Annotated in this window: 21 protein-coding genes; 5 read left to right on the forward strand and 16 right to left on the reverse strand. The window is 60.6% G+C overall.

Annotated elements, in window-relative coordinates; genetic code table 11:
* Positions 1–94: 94 nt before the first annotated feature.
* From FGL86_RS09625 to FGL86_RS09640, 4 genes are all read left to right on the forward strand, one after another.
* Positions 95–766, forward strand: coding sequence for an alpha/beta hydrolase (locus FGL86_RS09625; protein ID WP_147184359.1), 672 nt, complete (start codon positions 95–97; stop codon positions 764–766).
* A 3-nt stretch (positions 767–769) separates the two neighbouring features.
* Positions 770–1,399, forward strand: coding sequence for a DUF938 domain-containing protein (locus tag FGL86_RS09630; protein WP_147184360.1), 630 nt, complete (start codon positions 770–772; stop codon positions 1,397–1,399).
* A 76-nt stretch (positions 1,400–1,475) separates the two neighbouring features.
* On the forward strand, positions 1,476–1,715 hold the full coding sequence (locus FGL86_RS09635; RefSeq protein ID WP_147184361.1) for a hypothetical protein: 240 nt from the start codon (positions 1,476–1,478) through the stop codon (positions 1,713–1,715).
* 156 nt (positions 1,716–1,871) lie between these two features.
* On the forward strand, positions 1,872–2,921 hold the full coding sequence (locus tag FGL86_RS09640) for a patatin-like phospholipase family protein (protein ID WP_147184362.1): 1,050 nt from the start codon (positions 1,872–1,874) through the stop codon (positions 2,919–2,921).
* 20 nt (positions 2,922–2,941) lie between these two features.
* Here the strand turns inward: FGL86_RS09640 and FGL86_RS09645 are convergent, their stop codons facing one another.
* Together FGL86_RS09645 and FGL86_RS09650 are read right to left on the reverse strand one after the other, a co-directional pair.
* Positions 2,942–4,354: a PhoH family protein gene (locus FGL86_RS09645; RefSeq protein WP_147184363.1), complete on the reverse strand. Its 1,413-nt coding sequence runs from the start codon at positions 4,352–4,354 to the stop codon at positions 2,942–2,944.
* Between the two features lie 213 nt (positions 4,355–4,567).
* Positions 4,568–5,584: a patatin-like phospholipase family protein gene (locus FGL86_RS09650; protein WP_147184364.1), complete on the reverse strand. Its 1,017-nt coding sequence runs from the start codon at positions 5,582–5,584 to the stop codon at positions 4,568–4,570.
* A 138-nt stretch (positions 5,585–5,722) separates the two neighbouring features.
* Between FGL86_RS09650 and FGL86_RS09655 the strand changes: the two genes are divergently transcribed.
* Positions 5,723–7,246: a phospholipase D family protein gene (locus FGL86_RS09655; RefSeq protein WP_186764371.1), complete on the forward strand. Its 1,524-nt coding sequence runs from the start codon at positions 5,723–5,725 to the stop codon at positions 7,244–7,246.
* 1 nt (position 7,247) lies between these two features.
* Here the strand turns inward: FGL86_RS09655 and FGL86_RS09660 are convergent, their stop codons facing one another.
* The 14 genes from FGL86_RS09660 to FGL86_RS09725 form a co-directional block, all read right to left on the reverse strand.
* Positions 7,248–7,676 carry a GFA family protein gene (locus FGL86_RS09660; protein WP_147184365.1) on the reverse strand — a complete coding sequence of 143 codons (429 nt, stop codon included), beginning with the start codon at positions 7,674–7,676 and terminating at the stop codon, positions 7,248–7,250.
* Positions 7,677–7,937: 261 nt separating this feature from the next.
* On the reverse strand, positions 7,938–8,624 hold the full coding sequence (locus FGL86_RS09665; RefSeq protein ID WP_147184366.1) for an SDR family oxidoreductase: 687 nt from the start codon (positions 8,622–8,624) through the stop codon (positions 7,938–7,940).
* Positions 8,625–8,775: 151 nt separating this feature from the next.
* On the reverse strand, positions 8,776–9,642 hold the full coding sequence (locus FGL86_RS09670; RefSeq protein ID WP_147184367.1) for an MBL fold metallo-hydrolase: 867 nt from the start codon (positions 9,640–9,642) through the stop codon (positions 8,776–8,778).
* 59 nt (positions 9,643–9,701) lie between these two features.
* On the reverse strand, positions 9,702–10,295 hold the full coding sequence (locus FGL86_RS09675; RefSeq protein WP_147184368.1) for a rhodanese-like domain-containing protein: 594 nt from the start codon (positions 10,293–10,295) through the stop codon (positions 9,702–9,704).
* 218 nt (positions 10,296–10,513) lie between these two features.
* Positions 10,514–10,990, reverse strand: a complete 477-nt coding sequence (locus FGL86_RS09680; protein ID WP_147184369.1) for a peroxiredoxin — start codon at positions 10,988–10,990, stop codon at positions 10,514–10,516.
* Between the two features lie 122 nt (positions 10,991–11,112).
* On the reverse strand, positions 11,113–12,975 hold the full coding sequence (locus FGL86_RS09685) for an ABC transporter ATP-binding protein (protein ID WP_147184370.1): 1,863 nt from the start codon (positions 12,973–12,975) through the stop codon (positions 11,113–11,115).
* Positions 12,976–13,046: 71 nt separating this feature from the next.
* Positions 13,047–16,268 (reverse strand): proton-conducting transporter transmembrane domain-containing protein, encoded by a 3,222-nt coding sequence (locus tag FGL86_RS09690; protein ID WP_147184371.1) that lies wholly within the window; start codon positions 16,266–16,268, stop codon positions 13,047–13,049.
* 13 nt (positions 16,269–16,281) lie between these two features.
* Positions 16,282–17,763 (reverse strand): complex I subunit 5 family protein, encoded by a 1,482-nt coding sequence (locus FGL86_RS09695; RefSeq protein WP_147184372.1) that lies wholly within the window; start codon positions 17,761–17,763, stop codon positions 16,282–16,284.
* Positions 17,756–18,052: an NADH-quinone oxidoreductase subunit K gene (locus FGL86_RS09700; protein WP_147184373.1), complete on the reverse strand. Its 297-nt coding sequence runs from the start codon at positions 18,050–18,052 to the stop codon at positions 17,756–17,758. Before FGL86_RS09700 ends, FGL86_RS09695 begins: the two co-directional genes overlap by 8 nt.
* Positions 18,049–18,777, reverse strand: a complete 729-nt coding sequence (locus FGL86_RS09705) for a Na(+)/H(+) antiporter subunit B (protein ID WP_147184374.1) — start codon at positions 18,775–18,777, stop codon at positions 18,049–18,051. Before FGL86_RS09705 ends, FGL86_RS09700 begins: the two co-directional genes overlap by 4 nt.
* A complete protein-coding gene (locus tag FGL86_RS09710; RefSeq protein ID WP_147184375.1) occupies positions 18,764–19,054 on the reverse strand; it encodes a Na(+)/H(+) antiporter subunit B in 291 nt (96 codons plus the stop codon). Before FGL86_RS09710 ends, FGL86_RS09705 begins: the two co-directional genes overlap by 14 nt.
* Complete coding sequence (mnhG, locus tag FGL86_RS09715; protein WP_147184376.1) at positions 19,038–19,379, reverse strand: monovalent cation/H(+) antiporter subunit G; 342 nt, start codon at positions 19,377–19,379, stop codon at positions 19,038–19,040. The genes FGL86_RS09710 and mnhG overlap by 17 nt, the downstream gene beginning before the upstream one ends.
* Positions 19,376–19,633: an MrpF/PhaF family protein gene (locus tag FGL86_RS09720; protein ID WP_147184377.1), complete on the reverse strand. Its 258-nt coding sequence runs from the start codon at positions 19,631–19,633 to the stop codon at positions 19,376–19,378. The genes mnhG and FGL86_RS09720 overlap by 4 nt, the downstream gene beginning before the upstream one ends.
* On the reverse strand, positions 19,630–20,163 hold the full coding sequence (locus FGL86_RS09725; protein ID WP_147184378.1) for a Na+/H+ antiporter subunit E: 534 nt from the start codon (positions 20,161–20,163) through the stop codon (positions 19,630–19,632). Before FGL86_RS09725 ends, FGL86_RS09720 begins: the two co-directional genes overlap by 4 nt.
* Positions 20,164–20,194 lie beyond the last annotated feature (31 nt).

The raw sequence follows: 20,194 nt of genomic DNA on the forward strand, positions 1-20,194 counted from the left end.
CAACGCTCCGTATTCGCCTGGGTGGTGTGAGGTATTCGCTTGAATGATGTGAGTGCGATACCCTTCGGACATTGACTTACAAGGAGTTTTCGCAATGAGTACATCCACGGAGTTGGTGATCGAGCCTCGCGGTGGCAAAGCTGCGGATGCCTGCGTCATCCTGCTGCACGGCCTGGGGGCCACCGGTCATGATTTCGAGCTGTTCGTGCCGACCTTGAACCTGCCCGGCGACAGCGCCGTGCGTTTCATCCTGCCCCATGCGACCCGTCAACCGGTAACCATCAATGGCGGCATGCGCATGCCCGCCTGGTACGACATTCTCGACATGGACCTGGGGCGCAAGATCGACGAACAACAGCTGCGTATTTCCGCTCAGCGCATCAAGGGCTATATAGATGCGCAGATCGACATCGGCATCGATAGCCGGCGGATCATCCTGGCGGGCTTTTCCCAGGGCGGGGCGGTGGCCTATCACACGGCGCTGACCTATCCGAAGCCGCTAGGCGGACTGCTGGCGCTGTCCACCTATTTCGCCACCGCGGACAGCATCGAACCCAGCCGAGCCAATCGCGATATCGTCATCGAAGTCCATCACGGCGATTTCGATCCGGTCGTTCCGGAGCGCCTGGGGCGGGCAGGGGTCGAGCGCGTTCGCGCCATGGGCTATACGGTGAATTATCGTCGCTATCCCATGCAGCACGCGCTATGTCCGGCCCAGGTCAACGATATTTCCCGCTGGCTGAGCGAACGACTGAAAAAAGGCTGATGCATGAATACGTCCGAACGACGCCTGACGAGCCCTGCCGCGGCCCGCAACCGCGAGCCGATTCTCGAGGTGCTGCGAGAGGTCTTGCCGCCGCGAGGCGTGGTGCTTGAAATCGCCAGCGGCAGCGGCGAGCACGCCTTGCACTTCGCCAAGGCCATGCCAACCCTGCACTGGCAGCCCAGCGATACCAGCGGTAGCGCCCTGAATTCCATCGCCGCCTGGCGGGAGACCCTGTTTCATGCGGATGCGCCGGTCAACCTGCGCGAGCCGATCGCCCTGGACGCTCGGCTGCGCCCTTGGCCGGTGGAAGATTTCGTCGCGCTGGTATGCATCAACCTGATTCATATCGCCCCTTGGGAGGTCGCCAAGGCGCTGTTTCAGGAAGCGGGCGCGCGCTTGCCCGAGGGTGGAGTGTTCTACCTTTACGGCCCCTTCAGACGAGACGGCCAGCATACCAGCGAAAGCAACGCCGCCTTCGATGCCAGCCTGCGTGAGCAAAACCCCCGGTGGGGCGTTCGTGATCTGGAGGAAGTGATCGAGCTTGCCGCCAAGCATGGTCTCGCGTTGGAGCGTCTGGTGGAAATGCCCGCCAATAATCTGAGTGTCGTATTCAAGCGCGAGCTGCCTGTCTGAGAGCACTTGCACTTGCCGCAGCGAGGATCGACACTAAAATCCGTGAATTTCATCTTTCATTGCAAAGGAAAATGCCATGGCTGATCTATCCGAGGACTTTCGTCTTCCCGAGCCCTGTCCGCAGTGTGGAAGCCATCGCGTGCGAGCTTCCCAGGTACATAATCCGGACGACAAGGTGTTCTGCGCGTCCTGTAATACCTATCGTTGCCTGTATTGGGAAGCGGAGGAAATGCTCGACAAGGATTCGCGCAGCGAAAAGGAAAAGCTGATCGAGGAAGTCGAAAATCGCAAGAGCGACGAGCCCAACGTGGATTGATGGCCTGATCCGGGTTTTGAATTTTTGACTGTCGCTGTTATACGACTTTTGGCGTAGAAGATTTCCGCGTATCGTGTTGCGTTGCAACATAACGAGCCCAGTATGTTCGACTGAGAATGCCGGGCCCGCAACCACGATCCGACGCGGAGATTGGCTATGTGGCAAAAACTCAAGATAGGGGAGCGGCGAGCGGCTCCTAGAATCAGCCTGGCGCTTCAGGGCGGCGGCGCCCACGGCGCCTATACCTGGGGCGTGCTGGATAGGCTGCTGGAAGACGGCTTGCAAATCGATGGCATCAGCGGTACCAGCGCCGGCGCCATGAACGCGGTGGCGCTTGCCCAGGGCTGGATGGATGGCGGTGCGGAAGGAGCGCGTGAATCCTTGTCGGCTTTCTGGCAAGCGGTGGCGAATCGCGTGCCTTTTCAAATGGACGTGCTGCACAGCCTTGACCCGAACGGTAATGGCGCCATGCCGGCGTCCATGAATATGATGCTGGCGCTTACACGTCTACTCTCACCGTATCAGCTCAATCCGCTGGAGTTGAATCCTCTGCGGGATATCATGCGCGAGCAGTTCGATTTCGGACGTCTGCAGTCCGCCTGCCCCTTCAAGCTGTTCATCGCCGCCACCAATGTACGTACCGGCAAGATACGCCTGTTTCACAACGCAGAACTCGGCGAAAACGCGCTGTTGGCGTCGGCCTGCCTGCCCACGCTGCAACAGGCGGTGGAAATCGACGGCGAGGCTTATTGGGATGGGGGTTATGTCGCCAACCCGGCGGTCTATCCACTGATATACGAATGCAAGACACCGGACATCCTGCTGATATTGCTGGACCCTCTGATACGAGAAAGCGTGCCCCGCAGCTCCCGGGAAATCGCTGCGCGCAGCATGGAATTGAATTTCTCCACCAGCTTCCTGCGCGAAATGCGCACGATTACCCAGGCGCGTAGCTATATAAAAGGGTCCGCCTCGCGATGGCTGCCTTACGGACGCCTGGAACGCAAACTCATGCGTCTGCGTTTTCATCTTATCGATGCGGACGAGCTTTCCAGTATCAATGGCATCAGCAAGCTCAACGCTACCGCTGGCTTTCTCACCCAGCTGCGCGACCTTGGCCGCGAGCGAACCGAGCAGTGGCTTTCGCACCATCGACGCGATATCGGTCGACGGGCGTCGATGAATGGAGAGAGGCTCTTTACCTGAGCAAGTTTTCCAGGATTCTTCTATAAAAGCTCCTCCGCGGCCAGCGCCAGGCGCGAGCGCTCGATGCCCTTTAGCGTGATGTGGCCCGCGTGGGGCCAGTCGCGAAAGCCCTGCACCGCGGCGGCCATGCCACAGGTATTGGCGGTAAGGTAGGGCGTGTCGATCTGGCCCACGTTGCCCAGGCAGACGATCTTGGTATTGCGCCCGGCTCGGGTCAACAGGGACTTGAGCTGTTTTGGAGTGAAATTCTGCGCCTCGTCGATGATCAGGAAGGTGTCGTTCAGGGTACGACCGCGCATGAAGGTCGGCGAGCGAATCTGCACCCGAGAGCCGATCAGCGAGCGGGTGGCTTCCTCGCTCCAGCTGGAGGTGCCGTCGTGCTCGTCCCGCAGCAGGTTATCCATGTTGTCGTGAAAGGCGCCCATCCAGGGCGACATCTTCTCTTCCTCGGTGCCGGGCAGGAAGCCGATATCCTCGCCCAAGGGGATCGGTGCCCGGGTGAAGACGATGCGCTCGAACTGCTTGGCATCCAGGGTCTGCTGAAAGGCGGCGGCCAGGGTCATGAAGGTCTTGCCGGTACCGGCGCTGCCGGCGAGGGTGACCAGATCGATCTGAGGATCCATCAATAGATTGAGGGCAAAGTTCTGGCGGCTGTCGTTAGCGTGTACGCTCCAGACCCCGGCGTGATGGCGGTAGTTGGTCAGTAATCTGAGCCGCGCGCCCTGGGGCGTCAGGGCCTCGACGATGGCTTCGAAATGGGCGCCGTTTTCGCTGTCGGAAATCAGCATGCCCAGATGCCAGTCCGTCGGCGGCGCACCCTCGAGATGATAGTAGGTATGATGATCCCCCCGGGTGACGGTGATATCGACATTCAAGGTTTCCCAAAGATCCTGGCCGCGTTCACCGGCGTCCGGATAGATCTTGACGCCTTCGAGCATGGTGTCGCTGTCGCTGAATACTCGATCGTTGAGATAATCCTCGACGGGGATTTCAAGGGCGGTCGCCTTGATGCGCAGGTTGATGTCCTTGGTGACCAAAATAACCGAGGCATCCGGTCGTTCCGCGCGCAGCCGACAGGTTTCCGCGAGCAGGCGGTTGTCCGGGCTATCCTCCAGGTTGTCCAGGGGGGTGAGATCCTGGTAGCACAAAAATCGCAGCCGGCCGCTGCTGTCGCCGACCCCGGGGAGAGGAATGCCCTGCTGGATGTCGGCAAAACTAATCTTGTTGGTCAGATCGGAAAGCGTGCGGCTGACCTGACGGGCGGTGCGAGCGATTTCGCGAATGCCGTTCTTGTGTTTGTCGAGCTCTTCGAGAACCGTCATGGGGATGACCACATCGTGCTCCTCGAATTGATAGAGCGCGCTTGGGTCGTGAATGAGAACGTTGGTATCCAGCACGTAAAGCCGGGTAGCTTTCTTGTCGAGTCGTACCATTGGCGCGGGCACTCCTTGAGATCTCGGCGATATAGACCCCGGCGGCAAAACGTTTCGCGATGAATAACGACATCATGTCATCAGCTTCGCTCGCTGCCGGCGTTCGCGTCATGGAATGGCGGCGATTCCTCTTTTGACCGGTTCACGAGGAAGATGACCCCGCCATGGCAACGCTGTCAATCAACGAAAGCTATCTGTCAAAAAAGCCGTCCATTACAAATAGACGTCATCGATATCCAGGGTGGAGCGATCTCCCACCGCCTCGAGATTTTCCTTGAGCCAGCGCTCCGCCGCCTCGCGTCCGCGCTCCTTAAGGCGCTGTAGAAACGCCCATTCCGCGTTCAGCTTGCTCGAAATGGACAGGTTATCCAGGATATGCTGACCGTCGATGCGATGCAGGTGGGTATCCCGGTAACAACGGATATTCAGATCCCGATCGTCGATCAGATTCTTGAGCATCGCCACACTGCGTATTTCCTTGATCAAGGGCGCATTGAAGGTGATCTCGTTCAGGCGATTGGAGATTTCCGCCGCGGTCCTGGGCACCTTGTCACGATAGACCGGGTTGATCTGCACCAGCACGATATCCCGTGAGTCGCATTCTTCCATCAAGGGGAAAATCGACGGATTGCCCATGTAGCCGCCATCCCAGTAGGCCTCCCCGTCGATTTCCACCGCCTTGTAGATGAACGGCAGACAGGCGGACGCCATTACCGCGTCGCAACTCATTTCTTCGCGCCGAAAGGTACGCTGCTTGCCGGAGCGCACGTTAGTGGCGGAGACGAACAGCTTGAGATAGGGGCACTGGCGAACCCGCTCGAAATCCACATGCGCCTCGAGCAGGTCGCGCAGCGGATTGATATCCAGCGGGTTGAGTTGATAAGGCGAAAAAAATCGCGACAGTAGATCGAAGCCCAGATAACCCGGCGAGTAGTCGAGGCTCCAGTTGCCCATCCACATGTCCAGAGGCGTACGCCTGATGGGGCTGAGCATCGCCGCCCGGCTTATCGAATGCCAGAAGCCGTTCAGCGCGTCTCGCGCCTTGTCCTCGCTGCCTTCGAGCAGGCCGTCCGCGGCAATGACCGCGTTCATGGCGCCGGCGCTGGTGCCACTGATACCCTCGATATAGACCAGCGGGCTTTCCAGCAGATAATCGAGCACGCCCCAGGTAAAAGCGCCGTGTGCGCCGCCGCCCTGAAGGGCGAGATTGAGTCCTTTCGCTTGGCTCATGAAGCATTTCCTTCCACGGTTGATTGTCCTGATGACCGGCGACACCCGCTGGTCAGACGAGTAAACTTCTTGGACTTTTTTACCTCGAGATGTTGTTTGGCGATGAAATTATCCGGTTCAAAGAACGCATGGGGGTTGATGTTCGGCATCAGCCTGGGGTTGCTTGGCGGCTGCCAATCGCTGCCCTCCCTGGAGGGGCGCAGCCAGACCGGCGCCTTGAGCGAAGCCGAGGCCAGTGAGACCACCCTGGGACAAGCCATCTCTCCACGGGCGAAGGAACATCCCGGTGAAAGCGGTATTCTGGCCCTGTCGAATCCACGAAAGGCCTTTGCCGCACGGACACTGCTGGCGCAAGCCGCGGAACGTACTCTGGATGTGCAGTATTACATCTGGCAGGACGATATCACGGGAACCTTGCTGTTTCAGGCATTGTTCGATGCGGCAAAACGTGGCGTCAGGGTACGCTTATTACTCGATGACATGAATACCGCCGGGCTCGACCCGCTGCTGCTGGCCTTGGATTCCCATGCCAATATCGAGGTGCGGCTGTTCAATCCCTTCGTGCATCGATCGTTCCGCCCGCTGGATTTCATTCTGCATTTTTCTCGCGCCAATCGGCGTATGCACAATAAATCCTTCACCGCCGACAACGCGGCCACCATCGTCGGCGGACGCAATATCGCCGATGAGTATTTCGGCGCCAGTGAAAATACCATGTTCGCGGATCTGGACGTGCTGGCAGTGGGACCCGTGGTGAATGAGGTCTCCCAGGATTTCGACCGTTACTGGGCGAGTCGTTCTTCCTATCCGCTGGGTGATATTCTGAAGGGTTCAGGATCGGCGGACGGTCGCGAACTCAGTGAAGCCGTCAACAAGATCAATAATGATGAAGATGCGAGGGCCTATATTGAAGCTCTCAGGAATTCCGAGACAATCAAGGGATTGATACAGGGCCGTTTGGCGCTGGAGTGGGCAGAGACGCGACTGATCAGCGACGACCCTGCCAAGGGGGTTGGCGAGGCGTCGAACGAGGCGTTGTTAACCTATCGACTGAATCCGGTCATCGGCGAGGCACAAACCGAACTGGAGCTGGTCTCCGCCTATTTCGTGCCCACCAAGGTCGGCGCCGAGGCGCTGGTGGAACTGGCACAAAAGGGGGTGGATATCAAGGTGCTTACCAACTCGCTTGAGGCCACGGACGTAATACCGGTGCATGCCGGCTATGCCAAGCGCCGTAAAACGCTACTCAAAGCGGGCATCACCCTATATGAAATACGCGGCGCCTCAGCTCAGGCGGACGCCACTCAGAATACCGGTCCTTTCGGCAGCTCCGCCGCCAGCCTGCACGCCAAGACCTTCGCTGTGGACGATGAGCGACTCTTCGTCGGCTCCTTCAACTTCGATCCTCGCTCGGCAAAGCTCAATACCGAACTGGGTTTTGTTATCGAAAGCCCGGAGCTGGCCAAGCGAGTCAGCCAGACATTCGAAACCAACGTGCCGAAAAATGCCTACCTGGTAAAGCTTTCGCAAGATGGCGACCTGTACTGGCTCGCCCAGCAAAATGGCAAGCTGGAGCGCTTTGATACCGAACCCAACACCAGCATCTGGAAGCGTATTGGAGTCTATATCACGGCGAAATTGCCGATCGAGTGGCTGTTGTAAGTCACGAGGATTTGCCGTTGCCGGCCTCGAAAACCTCTCGCCCCGTCATCTGACGGGTCGCGTTGGAAAAGTCATAGAAATCCGGTTTCTCGTCGGTGAATATTTCCAAGGCTAAATCCCAGGGCTGGCCGTTGTCGATCAAGCCCACGGGCAGGACATAAGCGTCCTCGTCGTTGAGACGATAAAAGAGGTGGGTCCCGCAATGGCGGCAAAAGCCGCGCTTCGCCCAGTCAGAAGAAGCATAGGTGGTGATATTTTCCTCGCCCTCGATCTGGACTTGCCTGCCGGCCTCGACGGCGAAAAAGGGCCCGCCCCCCCACCGGCGGCAGATGCTGCAATGGCAGACGCCCACCTGATGATCGGAAATGTTGACGGTCAAGCTCACCGCACCACAAAGACAGCTGCCTCGACATTCCTCGGCCTTCGACATATCGGCGTCCTCCTGATGAAAAATAGAGTGTAGTCGTCTTGCACGCTCGTCGTCGAAACTTGAACCCGATGTTTTGGCCACTCCGCAGATCGCCGCCGTTCGCCCTGCTACAACTTGCGCCCCGGGGCGAAGACACCGACGCGCGTATCGAGCGCCACTGGAATGCTCATACAAAAAGCGCTGGGAGAGCAGATCAGCTCCGAGGCCATATGGTGGAAGCGTTTCGTGGGTTACGGTGAAACGTCATGATTTATCGGATGCTTATTCCTTGGCCGGCGTTGGGCGCACCAGAATTTCGTTGACATCCACATGGACGGGCTGGCTTAAGGCGTAGATCACCGCGTTGGCGATGTCTTCATCCTTCAAGGCATGGGACGGGGATTCGTCGAAGAAAGGCGTATCCACCATGCCGGGCTCGATCAGGGTGACGCGAATTCCCGTGCCACGCAGCTCTTCTCGCAGGTTGTAGCCGATGCCGGTCACCGCCCACTTGCTAGCGCCGTACATGGAGCCGGGAATGGTGGCGCGACCCGCGGCGGAACCGGTGAGCAGCACATGCCCTTGGCTATCCTTGAGGGCGGGCAATGTCGCTTGCAGGGTCAGACCGACGCCGTAGACGTTGGTCAGTAGCATATCCTTCCACTGCTCGTGATCCGCTCCGCTGAACCCACCGGGGGAGCCGCCGCGTCCGGCGTTGGCAAAGACCGCGTCCAGACGACCGAAGCGTTCCAGCGCCTGCTCCACCATGGCCTGCTGGTCCTCCATCGAGGTCACGTCGCAGCTCACCGTAAATACTTTGTCAGTGCCGATTTCCTCGGCGAGCGCTTCGAGCTTATCGACGCTGCGCGCCGCCAGCACCAGCTGGTAGCCTTTTTCGGCGGCGGCCCGGGCGGTGGCGGCGCCGATGCCGCTGGACGCGCCGGTAATAAGTAGTACGCGATCTTCCATGGTTTGCTCCTTCAATTATCGAAAATCCAAAGGTCGTCGAATATCCATTCGATCCAACTCGACAATCTACCTCGAGAACAGCCTAACGCCGCAGTCATGGCTTGCTCAAGGAATCGATACTTTTCTTCGGATATCGCTAATAGTGGAGAGATCAAAACCTGTTGATCGGTACTTTCAGATAAATCTGGCCGTTATCCTCCGACGGCGGCATATGGCCGGCGCGCATGTTGACCTGTACCGAAGGCAGGATCAGCCGGGGCATGTCAAGGGTGGCATCGCGCTCGGTGCGCATCTTCACGAATTCCTCCTCGCTGATGCCCTCATGGACATGCACGTTATGGCGACGCTGCTCTTCCACAGTGGTTTCATGCTGGAACGTCTCGCGATCCGGCGCCTTGTAGTCGTGGCACAAAAACAGGCGTGTCTTGTCGGGCAGCGTCAGCACCTTCTGAATGGAGCGGTAAAGGGTGCTCGCATCACCGCCGGGAAAATCGCAGCGGGCGGTACCATAGTCGGGCATGAACAGAGTATCGCCGACAAAGGCCGCATCGCCGATCACATAGGTCAGGCAGGCGGGAGTATGGCCGGGCGTATGCAGCACCCGGCCTTCCAGGTTGCCGATGGCAAAAGTATCCCCTTCCTCGAAGAGACGATCGAACTGGCTGCCGTCACGAGCGAATTCAGTGCCGGCATTGAACGCCTTGCCGAACACTTCCTGGACGACGGTGATCCGGGCGCCAATTCCCGTCTTGCCTCCCAGTTTCTCATGCAGATAAGGCGCGGCGGAGAGGTGGTCCGCATGGACGTGGGTCTCGAGAATCCACTCGACCGCCAGTCCCTCCCGCTCCACGAAAGCGATGATTTCATCCGCGGAGTGGACGTCGGTGCGACCGGCGGCATAGTCGAAATCGAGTACCGAATCGAGAATGGCGCAGGCGTTGCTGTCAGGATCCCGCACCACGTAGCTGAACGTATTGGTCGGCTCGTCGAAGAAGTGAGTCACGATTGGATGAGACATGGTGAAAACCTCCATAATCGAGCGTCATTTATCTCCTCGCGTAAAAAAGTATTGAGCCATCACTCGTCCGCCTGCCAGGCCACGTCGGGATCGACCTGATAGCTCCATGGCAGGCCGGCGTTGCGCCAGCCGCTTACCGCTCGCACTCCTTTCGAGTCGCCTTCCTCGAGCTTGCCTCCCTCGAAGCCGTCGGTGACCGAATAGACGTCACTGTAACCCATCTCGGTGATCACATCCGCCGCCGGCGCGCTGCGGGTGGAGCCGGAGCGGCACATCACGATGACGGGATCGTCCTTGGCGACGTCCAAGGCCTCCAGTTTTGCCTTGATCTGTTTTTCGAACGCCTCGTTCTTGACCATCGGCCAGGACCGGGATTCCTCATCGAAGCTGCTGCGGTCCGCCAGTACCCAAGGCACGTGAATATCCGTGGGCTCGGCGAAGCCGGTAAACTTGATCTCGACGGGATCGCGCACGTCCACCAGCACGGCCCGTTCGTTGTCCTGCATCAGCTCGTAGGCTTCCTTGGCCGTTACATAAAGACCGAGCTGGGTTTCACGATAGGCGGCTGCCTCCTCCTGGGCCAAGATCGGTGAAACGGTTACGGAAAGAGCAATGGTGGAAGCCAGCAGCAGCGTGGATAGTGTCTTTTTCATAGCTATTCCTTATCAGTTTATAAATTTATAATCTATTTGTAGAATAGCTGTTTGAATATGCATGGTCATGCGACAAGTTGTCACAGTTTGACCGACGTCAAGATAGAGCGGTTGGGCGGCGGGAAGGGAATACGATAATTGACTGATAAACGCTAGAAAGCGTTAGAAAAAGGCCGGCTGATCAAGCCAGCCGACTTTTCATGCTGCAGCAAGTAGGTTCAGAGTTGCCCCAGTACCGTTTCGGCGCTGCTTTTCTCCACGCCCTTGGCATCGACGCCAAGATATTCCACCACACCGTCGTTGGCGATCAGCGCGAAGCGCTTGCTGCGAATGCCCATGCCACCGCCGGTGGCGTCCAGCTCCAGGCCCAGTGCCCTGGTGAATTCCGCGTTGCCATCCGCCAGCATGGTGATCCTCTGAGCGTTCTGATTCTTCTGCCAGGCGTCCAACACGAAGGCATCGTTGACCGCCAGGCAGGCGATGGTATCCACGCCCTTGGCGAGAATATCATCCGCGTTGATCACGAAGCCGGGCATATGGGTATTGGAGCAGCCGGGGGTAAAGGCGCCGGGCACCGCGAACAGCACCACGCGCTTGCCGGCGAACAGCTCACCGGTGGAGATGTCTTCAGGCCCCTTGGCGCCATTGGTCTTGATGCTGACGTCGGGAATCCTGTCGCCTACGGAAATAGTCATGATGCGTCCTTTGGTTCGTCGTGCTTTGCAGAAATCAATTGCCGCCGGGATAAATCCTTTGTCACTGTAGCATCGCGCCCTTGTGAAAACTTGATGGCATGATGGACATGGTACGGGAGAACTTACTTATACCCCGCCGCCTGCAGACGAAACAGCTGGGCATAGCGGCCATTCTCGGTCAGCAGGCTTTCGTGGGTGCCGCGCTCGATGATGCGGCCGTTGTCGATCACCAGGATCTGGTCCGCGGCGCGTACCGTGGAGAAGCGGTGGGAGATCAGGATCGTCATGCGTTTTTTGGCATGGCGACGAAACTGCTCGAACACCTGGGCTTCCGCGGCGGCGTCCATGGCGGCGGTGGGTTCGTCCAGCACCAGGATATCCGCCTGCTCGCGCATGTAGGCGCGACTCAAGGCAACCTTCTGCCACTGGCCGCCGGAAAGCTCCTGGCCGTTCTCGAACCAGCGCCCCAGCTGGGTGTGATAGCCATGCTCGAGGCGCTCGATGAAGGCATCCGCCGTGCCTCGGCGGGCGGCGGTTTCCCAACGCTCGGTATCCGTGAAGGCGTCCACGTCGCCGACGCCGAGGTTTTCTCCTACCGGCAGCTGGTAGCGCTCGAAATCCTGAAAGATCACGCCGATGCGTCGGCGCAGAATGGTGTCGTCCCATTCCCGAAGGTCGCTGCCATCCAGCAGGATGCGGCCCTCGCTCGGGTCGTAGAGTCGCGTCAGCAGTTTGATCAGGGTGGTCTTGCCGGAGCCGTTCTGGCCTACCAGCGCCAGGCTTTCGCCGGGGCGCAGGTGCAGGTCGATCTCTTGAAGCACCGGTTCCCGAGTGCCGGGATAGGTAAAGCTCACCCGCTCGAAGCGGATACCGTCGCCGGGGGACGCGCCTTGAGTCAGTGTGCCGGTGGAAGGGTCTACCGGCTGCTCCAGGTACTCGTAGAGATTGGACAGGTAGAGATTGTCCTCGTACATGCCGCCGATGGCGGTAAGGCTCGCCGAGAGCGCCGCCTGTCCTTGCTTGAACACCATCAGGTACATGGTCATCTCGCCCAGGGTCAGACGCCCGCCGATGGTCGCGATCACCACCCAGGCGTAGGCGCCGTAGAAGGCCAGGGTGCCCAGGAGGCCGAGCAGAAAGCCCCAGACGTCTCGACGGATCGTCAGGCGCCGGTCCTCCGCATAAAGCGTATCGAAGATATCGCGATAGCGCTGGAGGAACAGCGGCCCCAGGCCGAACAGCTTGACCTCCTTGATGCTGTCCTCCCGGGCCAGCACGGTTTCCAGATACATCTGCATGCGGGTCTGAGGGGAACGCCAGCGAAACAGGCGAAAGGCATCGCCGGAGAACTTGGCTTCGGAAACGAACACCGGCAGCGCGCCGATCAGCAGAATAAGCAGCGCCCAGGGCGAGAACTGCACCAGCAGCACCGCGAAGCTCGCCAGCGAGATGGCGTTCTGCAGCAGGCCGAAGGTCTTGTTGACCAGTGACAGGGGGCGGGTCGAGGCCTCCCGTCGGGCTCGGGTCAGCTTGTCGTAGAATTCCGAATCCTCGAACTGGGCAAGGGACAAAGTGCCGGCCTTCTCCAGAATCATCACGTTGACCTTCTGGCCGAGCAGCGCCCGCAGCAGCGACTGCTGGGCGGAAAGCCCGCGCTGGGCCAGGGCGATCAGCGCGATCACCAGAGCTTCGAAGGCCACGTAACGCAGTACCGGCCAGGTGCTGGCAAAAGACAGCGCCTGATCCGCTTCCGCATGCAGCGCCATGGCCGCCACCACCGCATCGACGATCAGTTTGCCGACCCAGGCCGCCACCGCGGGCAGTACGCCCGCCACCAAAGTACATAGCGCAAGGCCAATGGTCAGGCCGCGAGAGGTGTCCCAAACCAGCGCCAGGGCGCGGCGGCTGTAGCGAAAGAAGCTGAAGAAACCGCTTAATCCGCTGGTGCCGGCGGCGGCGTAAAGGTGGGCGTGGGGTGAAGACAAGGCGGGCGTTCCCTGTAGTAGCAAACGCCTAGCTTATCGCATCCCGGCTGTTCAAGCCGAGTCTTGCCCGGCTAGCGGAACATGGTGAGCAAGAGTCCCAGCAGTACCGCACCGAAGCCGAGGCCGGCAAGCTGTTGGCCACTGCGCTCCACGCTATTGAAGCCGTTTCGTCCAAGCCGCGCCAAGGCTAGTCGAGTTTGCCTTGGCAAGCTGACAAGGCGTTCGATGGGCGAGTCATGTGCTGCTTTCCATGCGCCGCCCCCTCGAGTGGCCCTGCTTGTCAGCCGCGCCAGAGGAATCAGGATATCGCCGCTGGGGATAGACCATCGCTCGAACCGGTTGCGCATCCGATAGGCAGCCAACATCAAGACGATCCCAAGCACAATCGGCCAGCTTTGCGACCAAACATTCCCCCAGGCCAGCGCCTTCTCGGTGGCGGCGTCGAACCCGGGCAGCCACCAGGGAACGACGAGTACCAAGGCGACGCTGAGGGACCAGCCCAGCCACATGGGGGCATTGGCCGCAGGACGAGTCTCCGTACCCGGCCAGACCAGTATAAGCAAGCGAACCATCAACAGGGTGCTGGCTGTTGCTCCCAAGATTAACAAAGGCAGCAGGTAGGCGATTTCACTACCGACAACCGGCGTCTTGAGCGCCGCCTTGGCCAGGGCGCCGCTGGTCAGCGGTGCGCCGACGATGGCCAGGGGGGGAATCAGAAGCCCCGTCAGGGCGATCCATTTGACCGGACCGGTATTGGCGACGGAAGGCGTCACGGCGGTGGCCAGGAACAGAGCGCCCTTGGCCAGGCCGTGATGCAGGGCGTAGAGCGCCAGGGCGGGAATCAGCAGAGGGGCCAGTTCCGGTCGCCACAGCATCATGCCAACGCCGCTGGTCATCAGCCCCATCTGGCTGATGGTGGAATAGGCGAGCACTACCTTGGCTTCCCGCTGCAGGACGCCGACCAGGGCGCCGTAGAAGACCGCCAGCAGTCCCGCGAAGGTCAGCAGGATACCCCAGGCTTCCCAGCCCGGCAGACCCAGGGGCAGAAAGCGCAGCCAGCCCAGCAGGCCCGCGGCCACCATGGCGCCGCTGAGTACCGCGCTGGCCGGCGCCGGCGCCACCGGATGGGCCAAGGGAAGCCAGACATGCAGCGGCAACAGGCCGGCCTTGATGCCGAAGCCGATCATCAGCAGGGTCATCGACCAGGGATTGTCGAGGCTGGCCGCCATTGTGGTGATGCTCAGGCTGACGGACTCGGTGGCAACCACCACCAGAGCGGCATACAGACACATCTCGCCGACGATCACCAGACGAATATAGACGCGCCCGGCCTGGCGGGACCGGGCATCGCCGCGATGCACCACGAGCCCGTAGCTTGCCAGGCTCATCAGCGTGAAGAAGACGATGAAACTCGATAGGTCCGCGGCGAGGATCAGTCCGAAGTTGCCGGCCATCGCCAGCAAAAAGAAGCTCGCGAAGCGGCCTCGATCAGGATCCTCCCGCAGATAGCCGCGGGCATAGATGCCACAGGTCAGCCATAGCAAGGCGGTAAACAGCAGGAACGGCCGGGCGAGCTCGTCAACCTGCAGCACGCTGCCCAGAAACAGCCAGGAAACGATATTGGCGGTATCGACAGGCAATAGTGCCAGGCCCAGCGCCGGCAGCGTCGCCCAGGGCAGCAGACGAAGCGTGCCGGTGTTCAGCCGCTTGATCAGCGCCGTCAAGGCGAGGGCAAGCGGCAGCAGTAGACTGGCGACGATCCACCACTGGAACTGGGTAAACGATAGCTCGGCGATGGCCACCAGATCGTATTCCCGGGCGGCGATCAGCTTGCCCCATTCCAGCGGGCTGAAAGAGGATTTCGCGAATATTCCTGCCGCCAGGGATAGCCCCGCGGTAAGAAGCGGCGGCAACAGCAGCATCCAGTGGGTTTCGAGGCGGCCGGCTCGCGGTGCGAAGGTTTGATCAGAATCCGGCGCCTTGAACCAGGCCGCATAAAGAATCGGCAGGAAGTAGGCAGCGTTCAACAGGCTGCTGCCCACCAGCACGGGAATGACCCAGTAGGCGCCGCTCTCCACGGCGCCAAAGCCGATATACCATTTGGAGACGAAGCCGGCCAGGGGCGGCACGCCGATCATACCTAGAGCGGCAACGGAAAACGCCGTCATGGTCCAGGGCATGCGTCGCCCGACGCCGTTCATCTGGCTGACCTTGGTAATGCCCAAGGTCTCGTCCAGGTTGCCGGCGCAGAAGAACAGCGTGATCTTCATCAGGCCCTGGTGCACCAGATGAATGATACCGCCGACGGTGGCGATGGGGCCGGCGATGGCGGTGCCCAAGGCGATATAGGACACCTGGCTGATGGTGGAAAAGGCCAGGCGGCGCTTGAGGCCGTCCTGAAAGAGCGCCACGGTAGAGCCATAGATGATCGTGGTTGCTGCCATGATGGCGAGCGGCGTAGTAACCCCCAAGACGGCGGCGAATTCCACCCCGTAGACATCGTAGACGATACGCGAGATGCCGAAGGCGCCGGCCTTGACCACCGCTACCGCATGCAGCAGCGCGCTGACCGGAGCGGGCGCCACCATGGATACCGGCAGCCAGCTATGCAAGGGCACCAGCGCCGCCTTGACCCCCAGCCCGGCGATCAATAGCAGAAAAACCCCCTGCAGCACCCCAGGCGCTAGATCGGTTCGCCCGGACAGCACCCCGGTGGCGCTGAATTCAATGGGCCCGGCGATGGCGGTGAGCCATACCACCCCGGCCAGAAAGAGCGTGCCGCCGAACAGGGTATAGGCCAGGTACTTCCTGCCGGCGCGAATCGATTCCGGATCGCCCTTGTGTACCACCAGCGGGTAGGTGGCCAGGGTCAGCAGCTCATAGAAGATCAGGAAGGTAATCAGGTTGCCGGACAGGGCGATGCCGGAAGTAGCGAACACGCACAGGCTGAAGAAGCCGAAGAATCGACTGCGCTGGTGGGAGTGGGCGAGATAGCCGATGGCGTAGAGGGTGGTGAGCAGCCAGAGAAGGCTCGAGAGGCTGATGAACATCAGCGACCAGGCATCCGCATGCAATACGAAGTCTATTCCCGGCAGCAGTGCCAGGCGTACCTCGAACAGTTCACCGCGCAGCACGGCGACCAGCAGAATGATCACCAGGCTGGATTTTACCAGTGCGGCGACCAGATTGAGGCTATTGCGCCACCCAGCTCGGGACTCGGGAATGAAGAAGTTGGCAATGGCGGGAATCAGCGAGCTCAGCAGGATCAGCACCAGCAGCGACAGCGTAGGCATCGGCTTTCCTCCTTTATCCCGTCAGCTCGCCGGCATCGAAAAGGCCCAGCACCGGCGTGGCGAGAAAGCCCAACGCCAATGCAGCCAGCGCAAGCGCCAGGGCGCTCCATTGGCGCCCTGACGCGATTGTTGCGTTCGGTGTACGAGTGCTGGTCGCACCAACGGCGGCGACTGGCGGCGATTCGAAGATGGTAAAACCTAGCGCCAGTACACGGAATATATAGGCTGCCGCCAGCAGGCTGCCGATCAGCACCACCCCGGCAAGCCACCAGGCGCCGATCTGCAGGGCGCTTTGCAATAGCAGCCACTTGGCAATGAAGCCGCCGGTGGGAGGCAGGCCGATCAGGCTGACGCCGGCGATGGCCAGGGCAAACAGCGTCGTGGCCGAGATCGCGCCGATGCCGCCTAGATCCGCGATACGATCATGACCGGCGGCGGTCATGACGTTGCCGGCGGCCAGGAACATGGCGCCCTTGGCGCAGGCATGGGCGAGGATGAAATACAGGGCGGAATCGAAGGCGGCGCTGGCCACTCGCGGATCGCTCAACAGGGGGAACAGCGCGAACAAATAGCCGATCTGCGCCACCGTGGAATAGGCCACCAGCAGCTTGAGCCGTGGCGCGCGAAGCGCCTGCAGCGAGCCCCAGAGAATGGCGGCGCAACCCAGCAGTCCGAGCAGAAGCGCCCCCAGCTGGGTGGCGGCCTGTGCCAGGGTGTCGAACCACAGACGCAGAATCAGATAGAAGGTGGCCTTGAGTACCAGAGCGGAAAGCAGGGCGCTGACCGGGGCCGGCGCCCCCGCATGGGCCTGGGGCAGCCAGAAATGCAGCGGAAACAGCGCCGTCTTGAGCAGCAGCCCGGCGATCATCAGCGCCAGTGCTGCCCGTTCCAGCATGCCATCGCCGCTCAGTTGCGCCAGCATGGCCAGATCCAGGGTGGCGTAGGCGTGATAAAGCAGCGCCACTCCGAGCAGATAACACAGCGAGCCCATCAGGCTGACGAGAAGATAGCGCAGCGCCGCTTGAATCGCCTCAAGCCTCGAGGCGAGTGTGACCAGCGCGACCGCGGAGAGGCTCAGTATTTCGAGTCCGACATACAGATTGAAGGCGTCGCCGGAGAGGAACAGCGTATTCAGCGCCGTCAGCAGCAGGCCCCAGAGCGGCCAGAACCCGCGTTCGGCGGTGGAGCCGGCAACGAAATAGTCCAGGCTATACCAACTGACGAAGACGCCCACCAGGGCGGTGATGCCGACCATCATCGCGCCAAGGGTATCCGCATGAAGAGCGATACCCAGCGGTGCCACCCAGCCGCCCAAGCTATAGCGCAGCGTGGCCTGCTGGGTGGCGGACAGCAGCAGGCCGGCCAACACCAGATTGAGAATCACCGCGATCAAAACGGGCCAGCGTTGGTGCAGCAGGACGCTCCCCAAGGCACCCAGCAAAGGCAGGCTGATCAACAAGGGAAGTAAAGCGGGTCCCGCCAATAGCTCACTCATGAGTTTCCTCGCCTTGTTGACGAGCCAGTTCGTGAGCGCGGCAGAGCAGTTTCAAGGCCAGGGCGGTGGCGCTGATCGCCACCACGATGCCGGTCAATACCAGGGCATGGGGGACCGGGTCGGGAGTATGCTCGTCATAAGAGGTAGCGATCAGCAGCATGAAGACGCCGTTACCCATGACGTTGATGGCGAGTATACGGCGCAGGGCGGCGCCGCTCGTCAGAGCGAAATAAAGCCCCAGCACGAACAGGACGACGCCACACAGGCCGTACAGCAGTACGGTATTCATGTGGGCACCGTCGAAACGGGCATTACCGCTCGGAAGGCGACATAGAGGGTCACCGCGATGGATAGGGTGGCCGCGGTCTCGATCCCCAGAATCCAGATGCCGGCCCAGGCCGGTGGGTAGATGAAATAGCCGCCGGTCAGCGCCTGCATGGCCAGGGCGGAGATCAGAAAAGCGCCGGTACCCAGTACCAGCAGCCCGCGAAACCAGGAGCTTTTCTGATCCGTCGGCCAGGGGCGCCCGGCCAGGTGGGCGAGTACCGGCGCCGAGGCCAGTACCGCTCCGGCCTGGAACGCACCGCCCGGCTCCTTGGCGCCGATCCATAATAAATAGCCGCCGATCAGAATGATCAGCGGCGTCAGATCCCGCACCAGGCTGTGCAGTAGTGGGGAGTCGCTGAGCGGTAGAGGGGCTGTTTGATAGGTGGCTGGTGCCGGAGAATGCTCGCGTAGCACGCCCATCGTCACTGCCACCAGCAGCAGCACCGCTAGTTCGAGCATGGTGTCGAAGGCACGAAAATTGAGCAGTACCGCGGTCACCGGATTGGCGACGCCGCTACGAGGCAGCTCCGCCATCACCGTATCGGTCAGCGAGGTCGGGGCGGAAACTTGCGCCCAGAAGCTCCAGGCCAGTATCAGACCGAGGGCGAGCATGGCGATGGCCAGCAGTCCGCGCAGCACGCCATGCAGCGGCTCATTCATAACCGGAGGCCGTTCAGGGGCGTTCATGATCGGCTCCCGAGGACGCGGACGGTGGTGACGACTTGGGAAAAGCAATCTGCAGACGTCGCCAGGCGGCCAATAGCAGAGCGCCGCTCAATCCCGCCCCGATCGCTGCCTCGGCGATGGCGATATCCGGGGCGCCGAGTCTCGCCCAGGCCAGCGCAATAAGCAGCCCATTACTGATGAACAGCACGATGGCGATGAAGAAATCCCGCGCCATCAACGTCAGGCTTGCCAGGGCCAGCATTCCGGCCACCAGCAGATAATCAAGTAGCGGCATCATGAATATCGCCCCCTCTGCTTGCCAAGCCCTCGCTATGTCGGGCGGCGCAACGTCGAGCGCGGCGGGCCACGAGATGACAGCTGACCGCGCCGGAAAGCATGACCAGCACCCAGATGAGCCCGAGCTTCAACCACTGGGCCGGCGACGGCAGCTGCAGCATGACCGCCAGCGTAATCAGCCCCAGACCAAGATTGTCCGCCTTGGTCAGCGCATGTAGCCGGCTGTAGACATCCGGAAAGCGCACCAGCCCCAGAGCGCCGGCGATGAAGAACAGCGTGCCGACACTGGCCAGCACCAGGCTCGCAAGCCCTGGTAAATCGATCATGGTTCGTCTCCGGCCAGATGAACGAAGGCGACGCTGGCGCCCGAGGCGAGAATGCCCATGACCAGTGCCACATCGATCAACGCCTCGAGATCGATGACGAGGGCGAGCAGCAACATCAACGCCACACCGGTGGTGCCAAACAACTGCGCCGTCAGCATACGATCCGCACGGCTAGGACCGTGCAATACCCGGATCAGGCCCATCAACAGCGTGAGCAGCAAGAGAACCGCCAGGCCGGTCAGGAATGGAATCATGGCACTGGCCCGTCCTTTGCTTGAGTCATGCAAGCGGTCATGCCGAACAGACGGGCGACACGTCGCTCGCACTCCTGCAGGTCGGTATCGTTCGCCGGCCCCGGGCGCAGACGATGAACGATCAGCTGACCGTCGCTGAGATCCGCGCTCAAAGTGCCCGGCAGCAGGCTGACGGTATTGATGAACGTTCGCCTCGCGGGCCCTTCGGGAAGATGAAGGGAGTAGGTGCTGAAACGTGGATCGATCCGCATGACGGGAGAAAGCGCAAGTCTCGCGACATCGATGCCGCCGCGCAGGGATTCCCGCAGGAAATAGGGGAGAAAACCGGCAAGACCTGTCAACGGGTATCCGAGCAGCCACAGGCTTGGCAGCGGGGAGGGACGTTGCTGCTGGAACATCCATCCAAGGGCTATCAGGATGACGGGTATCCCCATGCTCCAGGAAACAACGCTGCCATCGGTCAGGCTCCACCATACAATACCCAGGAGCAGCCCCTTGACCGAAAGTGACAGTAGCTGCAGAGTGCGCATTGCGGCATCCTATTCATGACATTTATATCGT

The organism is Pistricoccus aurantiacus, from assembly GCF_007954585.1.
Taxonomy (GTDB): Bacteria; Pseudomonadota; Gammaproteobacteria; order Pseudomonadales; family Halomonadaceae; genus Pistricoccus; species Pistricoccus aurantiacus.

Bases quoted from the DNA above. Each gene is read 5' to 3' on its own strand.
- FGL86_RS09640 (WP_147184362.1), top strand. From the start codon at position 1,872: ATGTGGCAAAAACTCAAGATAGGGGAGCGGCGAGCGGCTCCTAGAATC.
- FGL86_RS09630 (WP_147184360.1), top strand. From the start codon at position 770: ATGAATACGTCCGAACGACGCCTGACGAGCCCTGCCGCGGCCCGCAAC.
- FGL86_RS09645 (WP_147184363.1), bottom strand. From the start codon at position 4,354: ATGGTACGACTCGACAAGAAAGCTACCCGGCTTTACGTGCTGGATACC.
- FGL86_RS09710 (WP_147184375.1), bottom strand. From the start codon at position 19,054: ATGATGCCGCTACTTGATTATCTGCTGGTGGCCGGAATGCTGGCCCTG.
- FGL86_RS09675 (WP_147184368.1), bottom strand. From the start codon at position 10,295: ATGAAAAAGACACTATCCACGCTGCTGCTGGCTTCCACCATTGCTCTT.
- FGL86_RS09720 (WP_147184377.1), bottom strand. From the start codon at position 19,633: ATGATTCCATTCCTGACCGGCCTGGCGGTTCTCTTGCTGCTCACGCTG.
- FGL86_RS09705 (WP_147184374.1), bottom strand. From the start codon at position 18,777: ATGAACGCCCCTGAACGGCCTCCGGTTATGAATGAGCCGCTGCATGGC.
- FGL86_RS09635 (WP_147184361.1), top strand. From the start codon at position 1,476: ATGGCTGATCTATCCGAGGACTTTCGTCTTCCCGAGCCCTGTCCGCAG.
- FGL86_RS09625 (WP_147184359.1), top strand. From the start codon at position 95: ATGAGTACATCCACGGAGTTGGTGATCGAGCCTCGCGGTGGCAAAGCT.
- FGL86_RS09670 (WP_147184367.1), bottom strand. From the start codon at position 9,642: ATGTCTCATCCAATCGTGACTCACTTCTTCGACGAGCCGACCAATACG.
- FGL86_RS09695 (WP_147184372.1), bottom strand. From the start codon at position 17,763: ATGAGTGAGCTATTGGCGGGACCCGCTTTACTTCCCTTGTTGATCAGC.
- FGL86_RS09660 (WP_147184365.1), bottom strand. From the start codon at position 7,676: ATGTCGAAGGCCGAGGAATGTCGAGGCAGCTGTCTTTGTGGTGCGGTG.
- FGL86_RS09700 (WP_147184373.1), bottom strand. From the start codon at position 18,052: ATGAATACCGTACTGCTGTACGGCCTGTGTGGCGTCGTCCTGTTCGTG.
- FGL86_RS09680 (WP_147184369.1), bottom strand. From the start codon at position 10,990: ATGACTATTTCCGTAGGCGACAGGATTCCCGACGTCAGCATCAAGACC.
- FGL86_RS09665 (WP_147184366.1), bottom strand. From the start codon at position 8,624: ATGGAAGATCGCGTACTACTTATTACCGGCGCGTCCAGCGGCATCGGC.
- mnhG (WP_147184376.1), bottom strand. From the start codon at position 19,379: ATGATCGATTTACCAGGGCTTGCGAGCCTGGTGCTGGCCAGTGTCGGC.
- FGL86_RS09655 (WP_186764371.1), top strand. From the start codon at position 5,723: ATGTTCGGCATCAGCCTGGGGTTGCTTGGCGGCTGCCAATCGCTGCCC.
- FGL86_RS09690 (WP_147184371.1), bottom strand. From the start codon at position 16,268: ATGCCTACGCTGTCGCTGCTGGTGCTGATCCTGCTGAGCTCGCTGATT.
- FGL86_RS09725 (WP_147184378.1), bottom strand. From the start codon at position 20,163: ATGCGCACTCTGCAGCTACTGTCACTTTCGGTCAAGGGGCTGCTCCTG.
- FGL86_RS09650 (WP_147184364.1), bottom strand. From the start codon at position 5,584: ATGAGCCAAGCGAAAGGACTCAATCTCGCCCTTCAGGGCGGCGGCGCA.